At 63.2% G+C, this 16839-nt stretch carries 18 protein-coding genes; 14 read left to right on the top strand and 4 right to left on the bottom strand.

Translation table 11 applies throughout. The features are described from left to right. Positions 1-23: 23 nt before the first annotated feature. From J3E64_RS06725 to J3E64_RS06700, 6 genes are all read left to right on the top strand, one after another. A complete protein-coding gene (locus J3E64_RS06725) occupies positions 24-983 on the top strand; it encodes a FecR family protein (RefSeq protein ID WP_253341286.1) in 960 nt (319 codons plus the stop codon). A 131-nt stretch (positions 984-1114) separates the two neighbouring features. Further along, positions 1115-3673, top strand: a complete 2559-nt coding sequence (locus tag J3E64_RS06720; RefSeq protein ID WP_253341284.1) for a TonB-dependent siderophore receptor — start codon at positions 1115-1117, stop codon at positions 3671-3673. 47 nt (positions 3674-3720) lie between these two features. After that, positions 3721-5298 carry a PepSY domain-containing protein gene (locus J3E64_RS06715; protein WP_253341282.1) on the top strand — a complete coding sequence of 526 codons (1578 nt, stop codon included), beginning with the start codon at positions 3721-3723 and terminating at the stop codon, positions 5296-5298. Next, complete coding sequence (locus J3E64_RS06710; protein WP_253341280.1) at positions 5295-5600, top strand: hypothetical protein; 306 nt, start codon at positions 5295-5297, stop codon at positions 5598-5600. The genes J3E64_RS06715 and J3E64_RS06710 overlap by 4 nt, the downstream gene beginning before the upstream one ends. Further along, positions 5597-5878: a DUF3325 family protein gene (locus tag J3E64_RS06705; protein WP_253341278.1), complete on the top strand. Its 282-nt coding sequence runs from the start codon at positions 5597-5599 to the stop codon at positions 5876-5878. The genes J3E64_RS06710 and J3E64_RS06705 overlap by 4 nt, the downstream gene beginning before the upstream one ends. Further along, the gene (locus J3E64_RS06700) at positions 5875-6687 is read left to right on the top strand and encodes an energy transducer TonB (protein ID WP_253341276.1); all 813 of its coding nucleotides are present in this window, start codon (positions 5875-5877) and stop codon (positions 6685-6687) included. Before J3E64_RS06705 ends, J3E64_RS06700 begins: the two co-directional genes overlap by 4 nt. Positions 6688-6777: 90 nt before the next feature. Here the strand turns inward: J3E64_RS06700 and J3E64_RS06695 are convergent, their stop codons facing one another. After that, a complete protein-coding gene (locus tag J3E64_RS06695) occupies positions 6778-8811 on the bottom strand; it encodes a ParB/Srx family N-terminal domain-containing protein (protein ID WP_253341274.1) in 2034 nt (677 codons plus the stop codon). Positions 8812-9139: 328 nt separating this feature from the next. On the opposite strand from J3E64_RS06695, the gene J3E64_RS06690 reads away from it, so the two are divergent. The 4 genes from J3E64_RS06690 (at position 9140) to J3E64_RS06675 (ending at position 11795) form a co-directional block, all read left to right on the top strand. After that, complete coding sequence (locus tag J3E64_RS06690; RefSeq protein ID WP_253341272.1) at positions 9140-9343, top strand: hypothetical protein; 204 nt, start codon at positions 9140-9142, stop codon at positions 9341-9343. A 167-nt stretch (positions 9344-9510) separates the two neighbouring features. Then, positions 9511-10380, top strand: coding sequence for a hypothetical protein (locus tag J3E64_RS06685; RefSeq protein ID WP_253341270.1), 870 nt, complete (start codon positions 9511-9513; stop codon positions 10378-10380). Between the two features lie 88 nt (positions 10381-10468). Beyond that, the gene (locus tag J3E64_RS06680; protein WP_253341268.1) at positions 10469-11323 is read left to right on the top strand and encodes a hypothetical protein; all 855 of its coding nucleotides are present in this window, start codon (positions 10469-10471) and stop codon (positions 11321-11323) included. Between the two features lie 16 nt (positions 11324-11339). Next, positions 11340-11795 (top strand): hypothetical protein, encoded by a 456-nt coding sequence (locus J3E64_RS06675; protein ID WP_253341266.1) that lies wholly within the window; start codon positions 11340-11342, stop codon positions 11793-11795. 416 nt (positions 11796-12211) lie between these two features. Here the strand turns inward: J3E64_RS06675 and J3E64_RS06670 are convergent, their stop codons facing one another. From J3E64_RS06670 to J3E64_RS06660, 3 genes are all read right to left on the bottom strand, one after another. Beyond that, complete coding sequence (locus tag J3E64_RS06670; RefSeq protein WP_253341264.1) at positions 12212-12634, bottom strand: putative toxin-antitoxin system toxin component, PIN family; 423 nt, start codon at positions 12632-12634, stop codon at positions 12212-12214. Positions 12635-12637: 3 nt separating this feature from the next. Beyond that, positions 12638-12898 (bottom strand): ribbon-helix-helix domain-containing protein, encoded by a 261-nt coding sequence (locus tag J3E64_RS06665; protein WP_253341262.1) that lies wholly within the window; start codon positions 12896-12898, stop codon positions 12638-12640. Positions 12899-13010: 112 nt separating this feature from the next. Further along, positions 13011-13391: a hypothetical protein gene (locus tag J3E64_RS06660; protein ID WP_253341256.1), complete on the bottom strand. Its 381-nt coding sequence runs from the start codon at positions 13389-13391 to the stop codon at positions 13011-13013. Positions 13392-13491: 100 nt separating this feature from the next. Here J3E64_RS06660 and J3E64_RS06655 point away from each other — a divergent pair, with 100 nt between their 5' ends. Genes J3E64_RS06655 through J3E64_RS06640 form a run of 4 tightly spaced genes read left to right on the top strand, consistent with a single transcriptional unit; the run spans position 13492 to position 16795 of the window. Next, complete coding sequence (locus tag J3E64_RS06655) at positions 13492-14328, top strand: recombinase family protein (protein ID WP_253341254.1); 837 nt, start codon at positions 13492-13494, stop codon at positions 14326-14328. Then, positions 14312-15025 (top strand): recombinase, encoded by a 714-nt coding sequence (locus J3E64_RS06650; protein ID WP_253341252.1) that lies wholly within the window; start codon positions 14312-14314, stop codon positions 15023-15025. The genes J3E64_RS06655 and J3E64_RS06650 overlap by 17 nt, the downstream gene beginning before the upstream one ends. Continuing rightward, positions 15022-15903: a plasmid partitioning protein RepB C-terminal domain-containing protein gene (locus J3E64_RS06645; protein ID WP_253341251.1), complete on the top strand. Its 882-nt coding sequence runs from the start codon at positions 15022-15024 to the stop codon at positions 15901-15903. Before J3E64_RS06650 ends, J3E64_RS06645 begins: the two co-directional genes overlap by 4 nt. Beyond that, positions 15896-16795: a plasmid partitioning protein RepB C-terminal domain-containing protein gene (locus tag J3E64_RS06640; RefSeq protein WP_253341249.1), complete on the top strand. Its 900-nt coding sequence runs from the start codon at positions 15896-15898 to the stop codon at positions 16793-16795. The genes J3E64_RS06645 and J3E64_RS06640 overlap by 8 nt, the downstream gene beginning before the upstream one ends. The last annotated feature ends 44 nt before the right edge of the window (positions 16796-16839 follow it).

The raw sequence follows: 16839 nt of genomic DNA, 5'->3' as shown, positions 1-16839 counted from the left end.
GCCCGACCGCGCCCGGAGGCGCAATGACGATGCCAGACGCACAGCCCATCCCGAAACCGGTCCGCCAGCAGGCTGCACGCTGGTTCGCGCAGCGCGAGACCGGCGAGCTCAGCGCGGATGACGAAGTCCGGCTGGCCCAATGGCTCGCCGCCGACCCGCTCCACGCCCACGCCTTCGCGCAAGCTGAGGCCGTCTGGGAGGGGCTCGGCGGGGCGAGGATCGGTGCACCGCCGCCGCCCGCCCGCCGCCGCGCGCGCCGCTTCATAGGCGGACAAGGGGCAGTGCGGCGCCGGTGGGCGGGAGGCGCAATCGCGGCCAGCCTTGCACTCATGCTGGTTTTCGCCGCCGATGTGCCGACGCGGCTCCAGGCCGACGCCATGACCGCCACCGGTGAGCGGCGTGAAGTCAGGTTGCCCGACGGCTCCATCGCCCTTCTCAATACGGGCAGCGCGATCGCCTTCGACGAGGACGGCCGCACGGTCCGGCTGCTCAGGGGCGAGGCCGCTTTCCGCGTGGCGCGCGATCCCGATCATCCCTTTTCGGTGATCGCAGGACCCGGCAGCACGACCGCGCTCGGCACGCGCTTCATCGTCCGGCGGATCGAGGACACAGCGCGCGTTTCAGTGACCGAACACAGCGTACGGGTCAGCGCGCACGAACAGTCGGCCGTGCTGCGCGAAGGCGAGACGCTCACCTATGGCCCGAACGGCGTGGGTCCGACGCGTTCGATCGCGGTTCCCGATGCCGATGCCTGGACGCGCGGGCGCATCCGTGTGGTCAACCGGCCGCTCGGCGAGGTCGTCGCCGAACTGGCGCGCTACCACCGCGGCTATATCGCCGTGACGAACGCCGAGCTCGCAAAGCGGCCGGTCAGCGGCACCTTCGATATCGGCGATCCGGTCGGGGCGATCGGCGTGATCGAACGCACGCTCGGTATCGCCTCGACGCGCCTCACCGATCACCTGATCCTGCTTCACAGCTGAGACGCAGCTCACCCCGCGCAAAAATATTCTCTCCGGGCGAGGTTTCCAAATCGCTCCTCCTGTCGTCAGACTATTGAGGACGCTTCGCATTAGCGAAAACTCCCTTTCGGACGACGACGCATGGGGGACATATGATTGCAGCTTTCAACGCACGCCGCGCAGGCCGCCGCCGCGCTTTACGCCCGGCGCTGGGCGCGCTTCTTCTTGCCACTGCGGCGGCGGGGGCCGTACTGCTGCCCGCCGGTCCGGCGACGGCGCAGACCGTCCGCGGCTATACTGTTCCGGCTGGCTCGCTCGCCGACGCGATCAACAGCTTCGCCGAGCAGAGCGGCGCGCAGATTCTCTATGATGCCGCGCTGACCGAGGGACGCCGCTCGCCGGGTCTTGAGGGCCGGTTCGGCGTCGCCGAAGGCCTGTCGCGCCTGCTCGCCGGGTCGGGCGTGACCTTCCGCCAGACGGGAACGAACATTTTCACGCTCGAACTCGCGCCGCAATCGGCCACGGGCGCGATCGAACTCGGCCCGGTGCGGGTCGAGGGGGCGACAGGCAGCGGCGGGGTCAACCGCGCGAGCAGCGATCCGCTGATGACCGAGGGGACAGGGTCCTACACCACGCGCGGGATCGGTGTCGGCGGCAAGACGGCCCGCGATCCTCGGCAAATCCAGCAATCCGTCTCGGTCATCACGCAGCAGCGAATCCAGGACCAGGGCCTGATCGACGTCAACGAGGCGCTCGACCAGACCACCGGCATCACGGTGATGGATCTTGGCGTGCAGGGCAGCCAGAATATCTATTCGCGCGGCCTGCCGGTGAACAATGTCCAGTTCGATGGCGGCTCGCCGACCATCTTCAACGATTATCTCTCCTACGGGCTGCCCGATCTCGCGCCCTATGACCATGTCGAAGTGCTGCGCGGCGCCGATGGGCTGTTCTCGGGCTCCGGCGAGGCCGGCGCCACCGTCAATCTCGTGCGCAAGCGCCCTCTCGAACACAGTCAGGTCCTGTTCGATGCGCTTGCCGGGAGCTGGAATCATTATCGTGTCCAGATCGACGTGACCGGACCGCTGGCGGCGGGCGGGCGGCTGCGCGGCCGGTTCGTGGCGGCCTATGAGGACCGCGACTATTTCTACGACGTGGCCGAGAACAAGAAGACGGTGCTTTACGGCATCGTCGAGGCCGACCTGACGGGCAGCACGCTCCTGACGCTGGGCGCGAGCCACGAGAAGAATGATTCCGTTCCCAATGGCATCGGCCTGCCGCGCTATTTGACCGGCGAGGACATCGGCCTGTCGCGCAGCACCTGCATATGCACGAGTTGGTCCACTTGGGACACCGAGACGACCGAACTCTTCGCCAAGCTCGAGCAGGCGATCGGCGAGGATTGGACGTTCAAGGCCAATCTTTCGCGCCGCTATGCCGATACCGACGCGCGCTACGCCTATTCGATCGGCGCGGTGAACCCCTTCACGCTCGAGGGTCCGTTCCTCGACGGGCGCATCCATCATTTCCCCAATCGCCAGACGCTCATCGACGCTAATCTCCACGGGCGTTTCGCGCTCTTCGGCATGGGGCACGAGCTTTTGCTCGGGACCAGCTGGCAGGACGTCAACGCCGACGGCGCGCGCTATGCCTTCCCGATCCGGGACGCCATTCCGGTCGACATCTTCAGCTTCGAGCCCGATGGCTTTGCCGATCCGGGCGAACCCGCCTTTTTCGATATCGTCTACACCGAGCGGGGGCAGAAGCAGTTCGGCGCCTATGGCAGCCTGCGCTCGGACGTCACCGAGCGGCTGCACACGGTGATCGGGCTGCGCTACAGCGAGTTCGAGTACAACTCCGTCCTCGACCGTTTCAATTACCTGACGGGAGCGCAGACGAGCAGCGGGGTCACGCGCTACAAGGACGACGGGGTCGTCACCCCCTTTGCCGGGGTCACCTACGACGTGGCCGCGTCGGTCTCGCTCTATGCGAGCTATTCGGAGATCTTCAAATCGCAGGCCAACCGGATCGCCTCCTCCGGCGAGCCGCTCGGCCCCATCACCGGCGCCAGTTACGAGATCGGCGCCAAGGGCAGCTGGGCCGACGGCCGGCTGACAGCATCGCTCAGCGCCTACCGGATCGAGCGCAAGAACGAAGGCCTCAGGACCGACGAGGTGAGCCCGATCTCCGGCTGCTGCTACATCGCCGCCGCCGAAGTGCGCAGCCAGGGCGTCGAGGCCGAACTGACCGGCGAAGTGCTGCCCGGCTGGCAGGTCTTTGCCGGATACACCTATAACGAGAACCGATATGAGACCGGCTATGGCGCCAATGACGGCAACATCTTCCAGCCGCTGACACCCAAACATCTGTTCAAGCTGTGGACGATGGTGCAACTGCGCGGCGCACTGTCCGACCTGCGTCTCGGCGGCGGCATCAACGCCCAGTCGAAGAGCTTCGTTCGCGGGACCGCCACCAACTACACGCCGGGCGGCACGCCGACCGGCACCTTCTCCTATGATGTGACGCAGGATGCCTATGCGATCTTCAGCCTGCGCGCGGATTATCGCCTGACCGACAACTGGTCGGCGGCGATTAATCTCAACAACATCTTCGACAAGACCTACTACCAGACGCTGCTCTCGGACATTCGCTGCTGCCAATATTATGGCGAGCCGCGCAATGTGCTGGTGTCGCTGCGCGGGAGCTTCTGAGCGATGCCGGCGGCAGGACGGCCGCGTGATCGGCGAGACCCTGGCTGATGGGGACCGGCTTGCGCCAGTCGATGGCCTGGCTTCACCGCTGGGTCGGGCTGCTCTTCGGCTGGCTGCTCTTCTTCATCTTTCTGACCGGCACCCTTGGCTTTCTCGACAGCGAGATCGATCGCTGGATGCGGCCCGAACTGCCGGCGCCCACCGCTTGGCCGCCAGCGACGCGGCTTGTCACGCTCGCCGAAGCCAGGCTGCGGGACAAGGCGCCAACTGCGGAAAGCTGGTTCATCCGCCTGCCCGGGGATCGCGAAACGCCTGCGCTCATGGCATCATGGCGCACACGCCCCGACCAGAACGGGAAGCAGGCATTCAAGGACGAAGCGCTCTCGTCCGGTACCGGCGAGCCGATCACCGATGCGATCCGCGAGACGGGTGGTGGGCAGACGCTCTACGCGATGCATTACGCGCTTCACTATATGCCGCGGGAGGCCGGGCTCGCGATCACCGGCGCAGCGGCGATGGCGATGCTGGTGGCGCTGCTCTCGGGGACCGTCATTCACCGCAAGATCTTCGCCGATTTCTTCACCTTCCGTCCCGGCAAGGGCCAGCGCAGCTGGCTCGACGGGCACACGCTGCTGGCGGTGACATCGCTGCCCTTCCACCTGATGATCACCTGGTCGGGGCTGATCATGTATCTGTTCCTCTATATGCCGCTCCCGCTTGCGACGCTTTATCCCGATCCGACCGCGCGCGACCGGGCGGTCGCCGAAGGCAGCCGCCTCGCGCCGGAGGAACCCGTGGCCGTGAACGCCGCACCCGCGCCGCTCGTGCCCCTCGCGCCGCTCGTCGCCCGCGCGGAGGCACGATGGGGAGCGGGCAGCATCGGTTTTATCCGCGTCGAGGATCCGGGCCGCGCCGATGCCCGCATCGCGCTGCACAAGCGCACCACCGATTATGCCGAGGACGTGCCGGCGTTGCGCTTCGAAGGCGCCAGCGGGCGGCCGATCCTCGCTCTCGAACAGCCCACGGCGCCCGGCCGCTTTCGGACCGCAATTCTCAATCTGCACGAGGGCATCTTCGCGGGACCGATTTTGCGCTTTCTTTATATCGGCGCGGGCCTTGCCGGAACCGCGATGATCGGCACCGGTCTCATCCTGTGGACCGAGAAAAGGCGGGCGCGGCGCGCATCTGCTGCGCCGCCCGATCGCGGCCTCGCTCTCGTCGACACCCTCAATCTCGGAACGATCGTCGGCCTTCCGGTCGGCATCGCCGCCTATTTCTGGGCCAACCGCCTGCTGCCCGCCGGCATGGAGGGGCGCGCCGCGTGGGAGGTGCATATTCTGTTCCTCGCCTGGGGGCTCGCTTACATCCTCGCGATCTGGCGGCAACGGGCACGGGCATGGCGCGAGCTGTGCTGGTTCGCGGCCGCCGCCTGGGGGCTGCTTCCGGCGCTGAACGCGATCAACACCGACCGGCATCTCGGCCATTCGCTTGCCGTGGGCGACTGGGCGTTGGCCGCGCTCGATCTCGGCATGCTCGCTGTCGGACTGTTTTTCGCTTTTCTCGCGCGTCAGGCCGCCGTCAAATCCAGGGCCGTGAGCGCCGAACCCGTCGAGGCCCTGGCATGAGCCGTGCCCCCGCCGCGATCCGTAAGCTATCGCTCGCCTCGCGCGCGCTGGCGGCGATCGCCGGCGGCTATGTGCTCGCGAGCCTCGTCACTGCGGCGATAGCGCTCCTGCTGGGCCGGCTCGGCGTGAGCCAGGCGCAGGCGCTGCTGGCCGCGACAATGGCCAGCTTCCCGCTCTACGCCGCGATCATCATGGCGGTGTTCCATGCCCGCAGCGCGGCGCGGGCGTGGGCCGCACTGGTTATCGCCGCCGCTTCGCTCGCGGCGTTTGCCTGGCTGCTTCTGCCGGGAGGCGCGGCATGATGGCGCTGCTCGCCTTCCTGCTGCTGTCTGCCGGTTTTGCCGCGCTCGCTCTGTCGATGGCGCAGCATTACCGCAAGTTGCAGTATGGGGCGCCGGCGGCATCGCGAAAGCTGGCGCTGCGCGGTGCCGGCTGGGCGCTGCTCGCCGCTGCCTTCGTTCCGTCCATTCACGACCTGGGCGTTTCTCTCGGGATCGTGCTCTGGTTCGGGCTGGCAGCGCTCGCGGCCGCCGCGGCCGCCCTCATCCTCGCCCTCTGGCGCTCGGGACGGCGTGCATGATTCTCGAGCGGCATCGCGGCCTGAGGGAAAATGCCGATGCCGCTCGCGGCTATACTGCCGGCCCCGGACCGGAGCCGCCCGAACGCGAACCGCGCGCCTCATATCGCCGGGCCGGTGGCTATCTCGCCGCCAGCCAGACCGATTCGCGGATCAAGGGCGCGCTCGTCACGCTTGCCGTTCATTTATTCTTTGTTGCTGCATTCTTCATCCAATGGGGCGCGAGCCATATCGCGCGGGACGCGCCGGCGCTCACCGTGTTCGACGTGGCGCCGCCCGCCGCGCCCCCCAAGCCCGAAAGCGAACGCCCGCAAGGCCCCGAGCAAATCGAGCAGCCGGAAGCCGAACCATCACCGCGTCCCGAGCCTCCGCGCGCCGAATTGCCGAACATCGTGCTCCCGATCGATTGGCCGGCGATGGCCTCCGAGCTGCAACCCGCGCCACAGACCGCCGAACCGGCCGAGCGCACCAGCGCGCCATCGGCAAAGCCCTTGCCGCCCGCGCCGCGCATAAGCACGGGCCGCCCGACCTGGGAAGGCATGGTGCTCGCCGCGCTCGACAAGGCCAAGCGCTATCCGCGCGACGCCCAGTTCGCCCGCCAGCAGGGCGTGCCCTGGATCCGCTTCGTGATCGATCGCCAAGGCCGCGTGCTGTCGTCGCGTCTCGAACGCTCCTCGGGCTATGCCTCGCTCGACCGCGAGGCGGTCGCCTTGCCCAGGCGCGCGGAGCCGCTACCGTCGCCGCCCGCCACCGTCGGAGGCGATACGATCGAACTCGTCGTGCCGGTCGAGTTCTTCATGAAGGGGCGATGAGCAATAGCGGCCGCGACCCATCGGGCGCGGCCGCAAATTTTCAGGTGAAGAGAAAAGGCCGGGACCGCTCGCGCGGCCCCGGCCCGTCATCTATTCGGCAGCGATCGAATAGGCGTCCTCGTCCGCCGTTTCCGGCTCCGACATTCTCATCACGGTGTCGGATGCCTGCTCGATCTCGACGGCTGCCGGTGTCCGCAGCGGGACGGGCAGCCATCCAGTTCCCGCGACCAACTGCGCCGCTGCCTCGGCCATGTCAGGCTTTTTCATCGGCGCGATGCGCTCCGCCGCCTCCGCCGACACCGCCTCGCGCACCGCGTCGCCGATCTGCGCCTTGGTGATCCGCCCGAAAAAGCCGCGAGTGTCAGGCGTCCAATGCGCTGTCATGTCGAGGTCGAGCGCGCGCGCCAGCACATCGCCCGCCACGACATTTCCGCTGGACCGCTCCCACGGCACTTTCACCGTATTGACGGTCAATGACACGCAATGCGCGAGCAGGGCCATCCGGCGCTCGGTGTCGAGGCCCGCGATATGGGCGAAGAGGTCGCCCACATCATCGGGAAGCGCCGCGCCGAACGCGTCATGCCGCGCCGCCAGCGTTTCTGCCGCCTCGGTATCGGCAATCCCCTCGGCATGGCTGCCAAGCGCCTCGCTTTTCACCGCGATGTCGAGACAGGACCGGCCATAGCCATGATGGAAGACCTGCAGCACCATCGCATGGGTGAGCGACACCATCGCCACATCGGGCCGCGTGCCGAGCGCAAGGCGAAGGCCAAGCGTCCGATGCGCGGTCAAATCGCGGATCAGACTGTCCGGCAGCGGCTTGCCCGCTCCGCCGTCCTCGGCCTCCATCCCGATATCGTCCGTGTCGGTGCCGCCGTCCTCGACTGACCGCGCCGCGCCCTCGGCACCCTCGCTTTCCGGCTCCGGTTCGGGCTGCGGCTCGTCCTCGGCGCGCACGTAACCCGCCTCGATCCGCACCGACCCCTGCGAATTGAGGGCAACGAACGCGCCGCCCCGCGCGACCACTTCGGGATCATAGGCCGACCGCTTCGCACTGATCGCATCGATCTCGGCCAGCAGGTCCTCCGCCCTGCGCGCGTCCTTCTCGGGCATTTCGTCATAGGAGGAATAGCCCTCGATCAGCGTGTCATGCTCGCTAACCGCTTCGGACAGCCGCGCCTCGTCGTCCTGACTGAGCGGCACCGCCTGCGGATAGTGGCGGCGAAGGCCATGATCGTGCGGGAAGTCGATCGACACCTCGGCCCATTTCCATCCCTCGGCCAGCATATCGCCCGCGATCTCGCGCAGCCGCTCGATCACCAGCGTATCAAGCAGGCCCGCATCCTCGAAGAACCCGCCGCGATCGTCGGTAAACAGGTCGCGGATGATCGTGCCGCCCGCCTCGACATAGGCCTCGGCGCCGATGAACAGGGCGCGCCGGTCGTCGGCGGGCACCTTGTCGGCGGTGAGGTCGCGCCGGATGATCCACGGCTCCTTGTTGAACGAGAGGTTGTCGAACACCTGTTCCTGCCGCGCATGGTCGTCGGTGATGGCGAAGGCGGCAAGCTGGTCCAGCGTCAGGCCGTCCTGCCGGTAAATCTCCATAAGCTTGGGACTGACCGCGCCGAGCCGCAGCCGCCGTTTGACGATCTCCGGACTGACGCCGAAGCGCGCACCGATTTCTTCCGCGCCCCATCCCTTGGTCTGCGACAGTTCGTGGAACCGCTCGAACTGGTCTGCGGGGTGCATCGCGGTGCGGGTGACATTCTCGTCGAGGCTGATCTCGGCGGCGTCATTCTCGGTATCGACATAGCAGCGGATAGGCTGCGTCCGCTTAATCTGCCTGCGCTTGGCGCGCAGCAGCTGCGCCAGCCGGCGGCCCTCGCCAGCGGTCACGAGATAGCAGCCGGTCGGTTCGCCATCCTTCGTTTCCGGCTCCACCACCAGATTCTGGATCATGCCCTTGTGCTGGATCGATGCCGCCAGCGCGTCGATGGCGTCCTGCCCGTGCGGTACCTTGCGCGCGTTGCGGGGCGACTTTTTGAGCTTGTTCAAAGGTACGAAAATCTCGACCCCCGATACCGGCTGGGCGGTAGCGGGTTCCATATGTGCATGCTTGGTCATGTCCTTGCTCCTTGGGTTTCCGCGCGAGCGGACAGCCCGCGCTGAAACCCTGCCCGTCGGCGAGACCGGGGGTGCAAACGGAGGAGCGGCTTCGCGGGGAACCGGCTGCACGGAACGCGCTTGCGCGTGGAGGAAGCTGGGCGGAAGACGCTCCGAAGTGCGCCAGGGGCGGAGCCCCAAGCACCGCGCCGCGAAAGCGGCGCCAGCCAAGAAGCGTGCGCACTTGGCGTCTGCGGCGTCATTGCGCCGAGCTATCGGCACCACCCTTTTGCGATAGGGGTACTGCGCTTTACAAGGCGATGTCCGTTGATTTCATGAGGTACCGCCGATGATTACCGCAAAACATATCCCGTGGGAGCCGATCGCCACGCTCCCCGATGATCGCAAGGATGGCAGGCGCTTGTTGTTCTGGGAGACCGATTGCCCGATGATCGGGCAATGGGATCAGGATCGCCAAGGTTGGGAGGAGCCGGTAAGCATGCAACTGCTCGAAGAGGTCACCCATTGGGCTGACATCAATCCGCCAGGCTAAGGTAGGCTCGCCGCCAGACGATCCTAACGCAACGCGCCAAATCGCCCGAAGTGTTCGGTGGAGTATGAGCCTAGATAGAGCGTCGGTCCCGAAGGGAAGCGCCAGATTATCCTTTTACAATTCTTCTGGGCTAAACTCGCCGAACCGGGAATCGGGAAGGCAGCGATATGGATGAGGAAGAAGCCGCAAGCATCGTGCCACCCCATGAAGCGGCTGCGCCGGAACCCAAGCCAATTCGCTTCCGCAACGTGCTGCGCTCCGGCGCCGAGCGGATCGCGGTGTCGCCTTATTTGCCTATCGCCGAGGATCTCGATTGGCTCCGCGACACTTGGCTGCACGCGCTCAAGCCGCCGACGGACGGCGAGCTTCGCCGAGGCAGTGCGACCTTGCGGCGGTTGCTAAACGAGAACATGATCCAGCGCGCTTGGCGCCATCACGGCTTGGACGGGGCGCCTACGGTTATCGCGCCCGATCTGGCAGGGCTGGCCGAGCATCAAGGGATGGAACTGCGTCACGCGGCTTCACTCGTCGCAGGTGGCGCGATCGTCGACCAAGCGCAAATGAGCATGGTGGGGGTCTGGCGCGTGGATCATCCAACGACCGGGGTGCCAGCCGATGCCGATGAAGGCTTCGCCGTCCAAACCGGCGCGATCATGCGCGACACACGCGGCAAGAGCGAGGACAATGCCCTCAAACCTCTTGTTGAGCGAGAATGGCGCTTGAACGCCTATCTCGATGCGCCGGCAGCAGTCCGGCGCGGCCAGACCATCTCCCGCAAGCAAATCATCGACTATTTCGCCAACTATGCCGGCGGGGTCCATCTCGATCGCGCGGCTGGCAATGCCAATGCCGAAAAGCGCGCGCTGTTCGACCTGGTGGCCGAGCTCGAACAGCGGATCGCCTGCGACAAGACCGAAGGACTCTATTTCGAGCTGCTGTCCATTGGGCAGGCGCTCGGCGGTTCGCCAAGCCTACAGCGCCTTGCCGGCGCCATCCGTGAAAATGCGGTGCCGCCGCCGCCGGCCGACCGGGCTTAGCGCCGCCACGTCAGCCCAAGGCGCATAGTCGTCGATCGACCCATGGATTTTTCTCCCCCTCCGCGGCGCGTTCGGGCAGATAGGTGTCATGATCAAATTCAATCGCCTGACCCTCGTGGCCGCCGCCGAAGTTGTGGCCGACTTCAAGTCGCACAGCGACATGGCGGTTCTTGAGGTTCAATGGGGTATTGACGGTCGGTGCGACGCCTCCAGCAAGCCTGCACGCGTGGCAAGTCTGGCGAAGATCGCCATCGACGAAGAGATCGATGCAATCACCGAGCACGGGCTCGTCCCATTGGGCAGGGCTTTGATCGAGACTGCCATTGAGGCGCCTCCCAAGACGAAGGCGAGCCCGGAATGGACAAGATTGATCGCCGGCTTGCGGTTCGATGGATTTGAGCTGGTCGAAGACCAAACCGATGGGGAGGCCGATTTTCCCTGGCGGAGCGGGAGAACCCGCTCGTCATTGAAGCTTGTTCGGATGTTGCCCACAGCCATTCCCGAACTCGATTTTCGGGAAGCGGAAAGCGAGGTCGTGATGCTGATGGATCGGCATGGCCTGACCGTCACCAAAGGGCATTTGAAGCATGCCTTGTCCGCCTTCGGTCGGGGAGAATGGGCGTCCGCCAATGGCGCATTGCGCAACTTCTACGAGTCCTACCTCAACGAAATAGCGGACAGACTTGGCTACATCGGGCCACAGGACAGCAAGGCGAGACGCGACTTTCTCGGCCAGCTCAATCCACCGTTTCTGCTGTCCGACTACAACGAATGGAACATCAACAATCAGAAGCCGCAATATATTCAGGGCCTGATGAGCCGGATGCATCCCCATGGAGGACATCCCGGCCTCTCCGAGGAAGAGGATGCGACGTTCCGTCTCCAGATCAATCTGGTGACCGCCCGACTGCTGCTTCGGCGCTTTGACCAGCGATCGCCTTGAGAGGAATTTTCACTCGATGCCGACGACGAAGAAAGCAGCCGCCGCGGAGCAGATCGACCAGGCGATCAGGCTTTGGCAGGAAGGATTCTACGCGTCGTCGGTGACGTTGGCCGGCGCAGCCGAGAGTTCGCTGCCGGAACCCGAGGGCGGGACATTGTTCGGGTGGCTCAGGGTCGCGGGCGCCGAAGCGCTGCAAATTCCGGAAAAGCACGTCGTCGCGCAGCACCTGAATCACGTTCGCGACTGGCTCAAGCATGATGCTCCGGGCAACGAACGTGAGCTCACGCCCCTCGACGGCTTTTTCATGCTAGCAAGGGCCTATTCCAAATTCATCATGGTGCACGGCGAGGACGCACAAACGGACGCGATGCGCGCGATGATCGACGAGATTCGGCAATCCGTACGGCAGCTCGTCCAGCCATTTGTCGACGCGTTAAAGGCGTTGCGGGCGATCTCGACCGATCCAGCTTAGGCGCCGGTCCCCGTAGGGACGCGCCAGATTCCTGGGGTGCAATTCGTCGCAATCGCCCAACGATTCACCCGCAAACAGCCCATCGCGCACTTTTGATTACGTGGTGATTACGTGGCGAAAATTGAGCCTCCAGGGACGGTCAATTTTCCTGCTAAGTCATTGAAAAGGTGGTGGACGCACTAGGGCTCGAACCTAGGACCCGCTGATTAAGAGAAGGGAATTTCGAAGAGAAATTTCCAGTTTATACAGGTATCTAGCTGCGTCTTTGCACTTTTGAACTTAACATTGAACAACACCGAAAACCAACGATTCTCAACAGGCCACGGCACAGTTTCACGTCCAACTCCGATCCGCTGATGTTCACGGCACAATCTTCGACATCAAGATAAACGCTCGCTGAGTTGTGATCGAAACCGTCAGCTTTTGCCAATACCCAGTTGATGGGCCAGGGTTGTGGCGGTGACGATGCGGCTTGATCCATGACGTTCGAGCGCGAGCAGATCGTCCTTGTTTCCCGTGACGAGCCAATCGGCTTTTCCGGCTTCACATAGGCCAAGGAGAAAATCATCCCGGGGATCGGGCGATCGCCTTACATGGGGAAGGGCGACAGGCATGTCTGCCACCAACCCGATTTGGTTTACCAAACGTCCGACCTCGGCGGGACGGACCAGGGCGCGTATCTTGTCGCGCCGGGAGACTTCCCGGATCTCATCAATTTGGAGCGCATGGCTGACAAGCACAAACCGGCGATCCAGCCATGCTTCTATGAGGCGGGCGGGAATACCGTTGGGGGATATGAGCCCGCTCAACAGCACATTTGTATCGAGAATGACGCGCATCTGTTAGTGACGGTCTTGTGTCCAGAAAGACTGCCGAGCGGCGCCGACCTCTTCTTCGATCAGCCGTTCCAACTCGTCCGGATCAGCATCCGTATTGCGAGCCTGAATATCCCGGACGGTTTCCCGCAGCACTTCTCGATTGACCGCATCTTCAACGAACCGCGACATATCACCCTTCTTGCCGCCGCGCGTGGCAAGCAAAGTGCGAAGCGCGATGTCCGTTTCCCGCGATACTTTCAAACTCCACCGAGCCAGTTCGCCCATAAGTCACCTGTGCGTTTATGTGTCTAAGCGCATATATCGACTCGCGAACTTTTTATCAAGGGAAGCCCTTGCCCCGGTAGGGCAAGTTCTCATTCGACGGGCCTCGCTTCGTCTACGCGCGTGGTTCTCCCAGCAATTCGCCCAGTGTGGACAATGCTGAGCGCAGCTGATCTCGGGCGGCAGCGATCTTCAAGGCTTCGAGAAGCTCGTCATGTCCCGCCATGTTGAGGATCAGGTGCAAGATCACGCTCGAATGCCGCATCAGTTCCACCAGGCTTTCGCCGCTGGGACCGTTCCTTGCGTAAAACCAGTTCTTGACGGTCTTCTCATTGGCGCCAGTAAGCCGCGCCACGACCTTCACCTTGCTTGGCGTGTCACCGAACTCTTCCTCAAGTGCTCCAGCGATGGCGGATGCAAAGCTCTTACCCGCCTCCGCTGGAACTTCTTTTCCTTCATTGGCGCGAAGATTTCGCGCCTTCTTTGAAAACGACATACCGCTCTCCCGTCCATAGAAGAGCACCATTTCACCAAGTCTGGGGCCTGCCCCGTCAGAGACCGAGGTGCGGGTGCCGGAGAACGGTAACGACAAGGAGATGACGACGCTGCGCCCAGCCGCGCAATACGTTCGCATGTCGACAGATCATCAGAAATATTCGACCGAGAATCAGGCCGACATTATCGCCACCTATGCTGCGGAACGCGGGTTTGAGATTGTTCGAACTTATGCCGATGAAGGACGAAGCGGTCTTAACATTGCCGGACGCGATGCACTTCAGCAATTGATCGGCGACGTTCGTTCCGGCGCGGCGGATTATCAGCACATACTCGTGTACGACGTATCCCGCTGGGGGCGCTTCCAGGACGCCGATGAAAGCGCCTATTATGAGTTCATCTGCCGGGAAGCCGGCATCACGGTTCATTATTGCGCGGAGCAGTTCGAGAATGATGGCAGCCTGAGCGCCACCATCATCAAGAGCATGAAGCGCGCGATGGCGGGAGAATATAGCCGCGAGCTTTCGGCCAAGGTTTTCACTGGCCAATGCCGACTGATCAAACTCGGCTATCGCCAGGGCGGCCCGGCCGGCTACGGACTTCGCCGCCATCTCGTCAATGAACGCAACGAGCTGAAGGCTCCGCTCGCGCGCGGTGAACATAAGAGTCTGCAGACGGACCGGGTCATACTCGTGCCAGGTCCGCCCGCTGAGGTAGCCGTCGTCCAACGCATCTATGCGCTGTTCGTCAATGAGCATCGATCCGAGCGCGAAATTGCCGAAATACTCAATGGTGAGGGCCATCGAACCGATCTCGGCAAGCCGTGGAACCGGGCGGTCATTCGCCAAATTCTGATCAACGAGAAATACATCGGCAACAACGTCTACAACCGCGTTTTCCTTCAAGCTGAAGCAGAAGCGCGTGGCCAACACGCCTGATATGTGGGTCAGGGACGTAGGCGCGTTCGAGCCGATCGTGGACCTTCGCATGTTCACGGCAGCCCAGCAGATTCTTGCTGAGCGCGCGCGTCGCTTCACGGACGACGAGTTATTGCAATTGCTGGCCGCTCTTCTCTCCAGCAAAGGGGCTCTGTCCGGCCTGATTATCGACCAGGTAGAGGACATGCCGTCGAGCGCGGCATATCGCCATCGTTTCGGCAGTCTGCTGCGCGCCTATCAGCTGATCGGCTACAGGCCCCTTCGGGACTACCGCTATCTCGAAACCAATCGCGCCCTGCGCCTCATGCATCCCGAAATCGTCGCAGCGACGATTGCAGAGATAGAGCGTGTCGGTGCGACGGTATCGGTCGATCCAGTCACTGATTTGCTGACATTGAATGGCGAGGTGTCGCTCTCCATTGCCATCGTGCGCTGCCAGGAGACAGCGGCGGGATCGCTCCGCTGGAAGATCCGTCTGGATACAAGCCTCAAGCCCGATATCACCGTCGCGGTCCGGCTCGATGCTGGCAACAAGCATCCGCGCGACTACTATCTCCTGCCCTGGCTGGATGTGGGTTCCAGCCAACGCATCCGCATGGCGGAAGACAACGGGCTCTATCTCGACGCCTATCGGACCGACGACCTTGCGCCGCTTTATCATCTCGCACGGCGCCATTCTCTTGTGAGGAGCGCATGACAGACACCGCCGAAATCAGGACGATCCCGATCGCGAACATCGATATTCTCAACCCCCGTGCGCGCAATCGCAAGGTATTTGACGAGCTGGTCGAGAGCATTGCCTCCGTTGGCCTCAAACGGCCGGTCACGGTGCGGCAGATTCCCCGAAGTAAGCGGTATGAACTCGTCTGCGGTCAGGGTCGCATGGAGGCGTTCCAGCAACTTGGGCAATCGACGATCCCGGCCATGGTCGTCGCGGTGGACCGCGAGGATTGTTTCGTGATGAGTCTGGTCGAGAACATGGCGCGACGTGATATGTCACCGCTCGAACTCGTCCGGGAAATCGGCGCCATCCGCGACCGCGGCTACAACCATACAGAACTCGGAAAAAAGCTCGGTTTCAGCAGCGAGTATATTTCCTTGATCTGCATGCTTCTCGACAAAGGCGAGGATCGGCTTCTCGATGCTGTCGAGCGCAAGATCATCCCGCCGACGATCGCTATCGAAATCGCCCGCGCCAATGATCACGAGGTTCAACGCGCACTGACGGAAGCTTATGAAACCAAAGCCTTGCCCGGCGACCAGGTCGTCGCCATCCGCAGGATCGTCGAGGAACGCAATCAACTCGGAAAAGGCATCCAGGGACTTCGATCCGCATCTCGCGCGGCCAGCCGCAAGCCTACCGCCGCATCGCTGGTCCGGGCGTATCAGAAGGAAGTCGATCGGCAGAAGGCGTTGGTGAAAAAGGCGTCACTCACCCAGGGCCGCCTGCTGTTTATCGTCAACGCGCTCAAGAAGCTGCTGGAGGAGGAGCATTTTGTCACTCTTCTACGCGCCGAAGCGATGGCCACCTTGCCACTGCCGCTCGCCGAACGACTGGGGATGACCGATGGCTGATATTGACGCCATTCGCATTGCATTTGAACAGGACGCCATCGTCGTGCGGCTCGACGACCTCCTTCCGCTTCGGCAAATGACACCGCGCATTGCTTCGTCGCGCAAATATGGCCGGATCAAGAAGTCGATTCTGGCAATAGGTCTGGTCGAGCCCTTGGCGGTCGCGAAAGCGGACAAGGAGGGGCGCCGGATGCTCCTCGATGGCCACCTGCGGTATCATGCTCTGCGCGAACACGGCATTGAGGAAGCGCGCTGCATCGTTGCCGATGACGATGACACTTTCACCTACAACAAGCGAGTCAATCGCCTGGCAACGGTGCAGGAGCATTATATGATCTTGCGAGCTATCGAGCGAGGGGCCTCAGAAGAGAAAATCGCTCAGGCTCTCGGTATCAACAAGTCGGCGCTCCACCGCAGGAAGACCTTGCTGTCCGGCATTTCCCCGGAGGTCGCCAATCTTCTCAAAGACAAGAACGTCAACAGCCATGCCTTCGATGTGCTGCGCAAGATGAAGCCATTGCGCCAGATCGAGGCTGCGGAACTGATGATTTCGGTCAACAATTTTACGCTCGCCTATGCCAAGGCGATCCTGGCGGCGACGAAGCAATCGGATCTCACCAAGCCCGATCAACCCAAGAAGATCGACGGCATGACGCCCGAGCAGATGGCGCGGATGGAGCGCGAACTGGAAAGCCTGAACCGGGATTTCAAGGCGGTCGAGGAAACCTATGGTGACGATGTTCTCCAGCTCGTGCTGGCGTCACGCTATCTTGGCCGGTTGGTGGAGAACGAAAATATCCAGGGCTATCTCACCAAATATCATCCTGATATTCTGGCTGAGTTTCAGGTCATCATCGGCGCAGCTTCCCTGGAGCAGATGGGAGCAAGTTGAACACGGATTTGCACCATAAGATTCTAGGAATACGTTATAATTCC

This window comes from Sphingobium sp. OAS761 (genome assembly GCF_024168485.1).
GTDB lineage: Bacteria > Pseudomonadota > Alphaproteobacteria > Sphingomonadales > Sphingomonadaceae > Sphingobium.
Note: the sequence above shows the minus strand (reverse complement) of the source record. Positions and strands in the feature narration are given on the sequence as shown.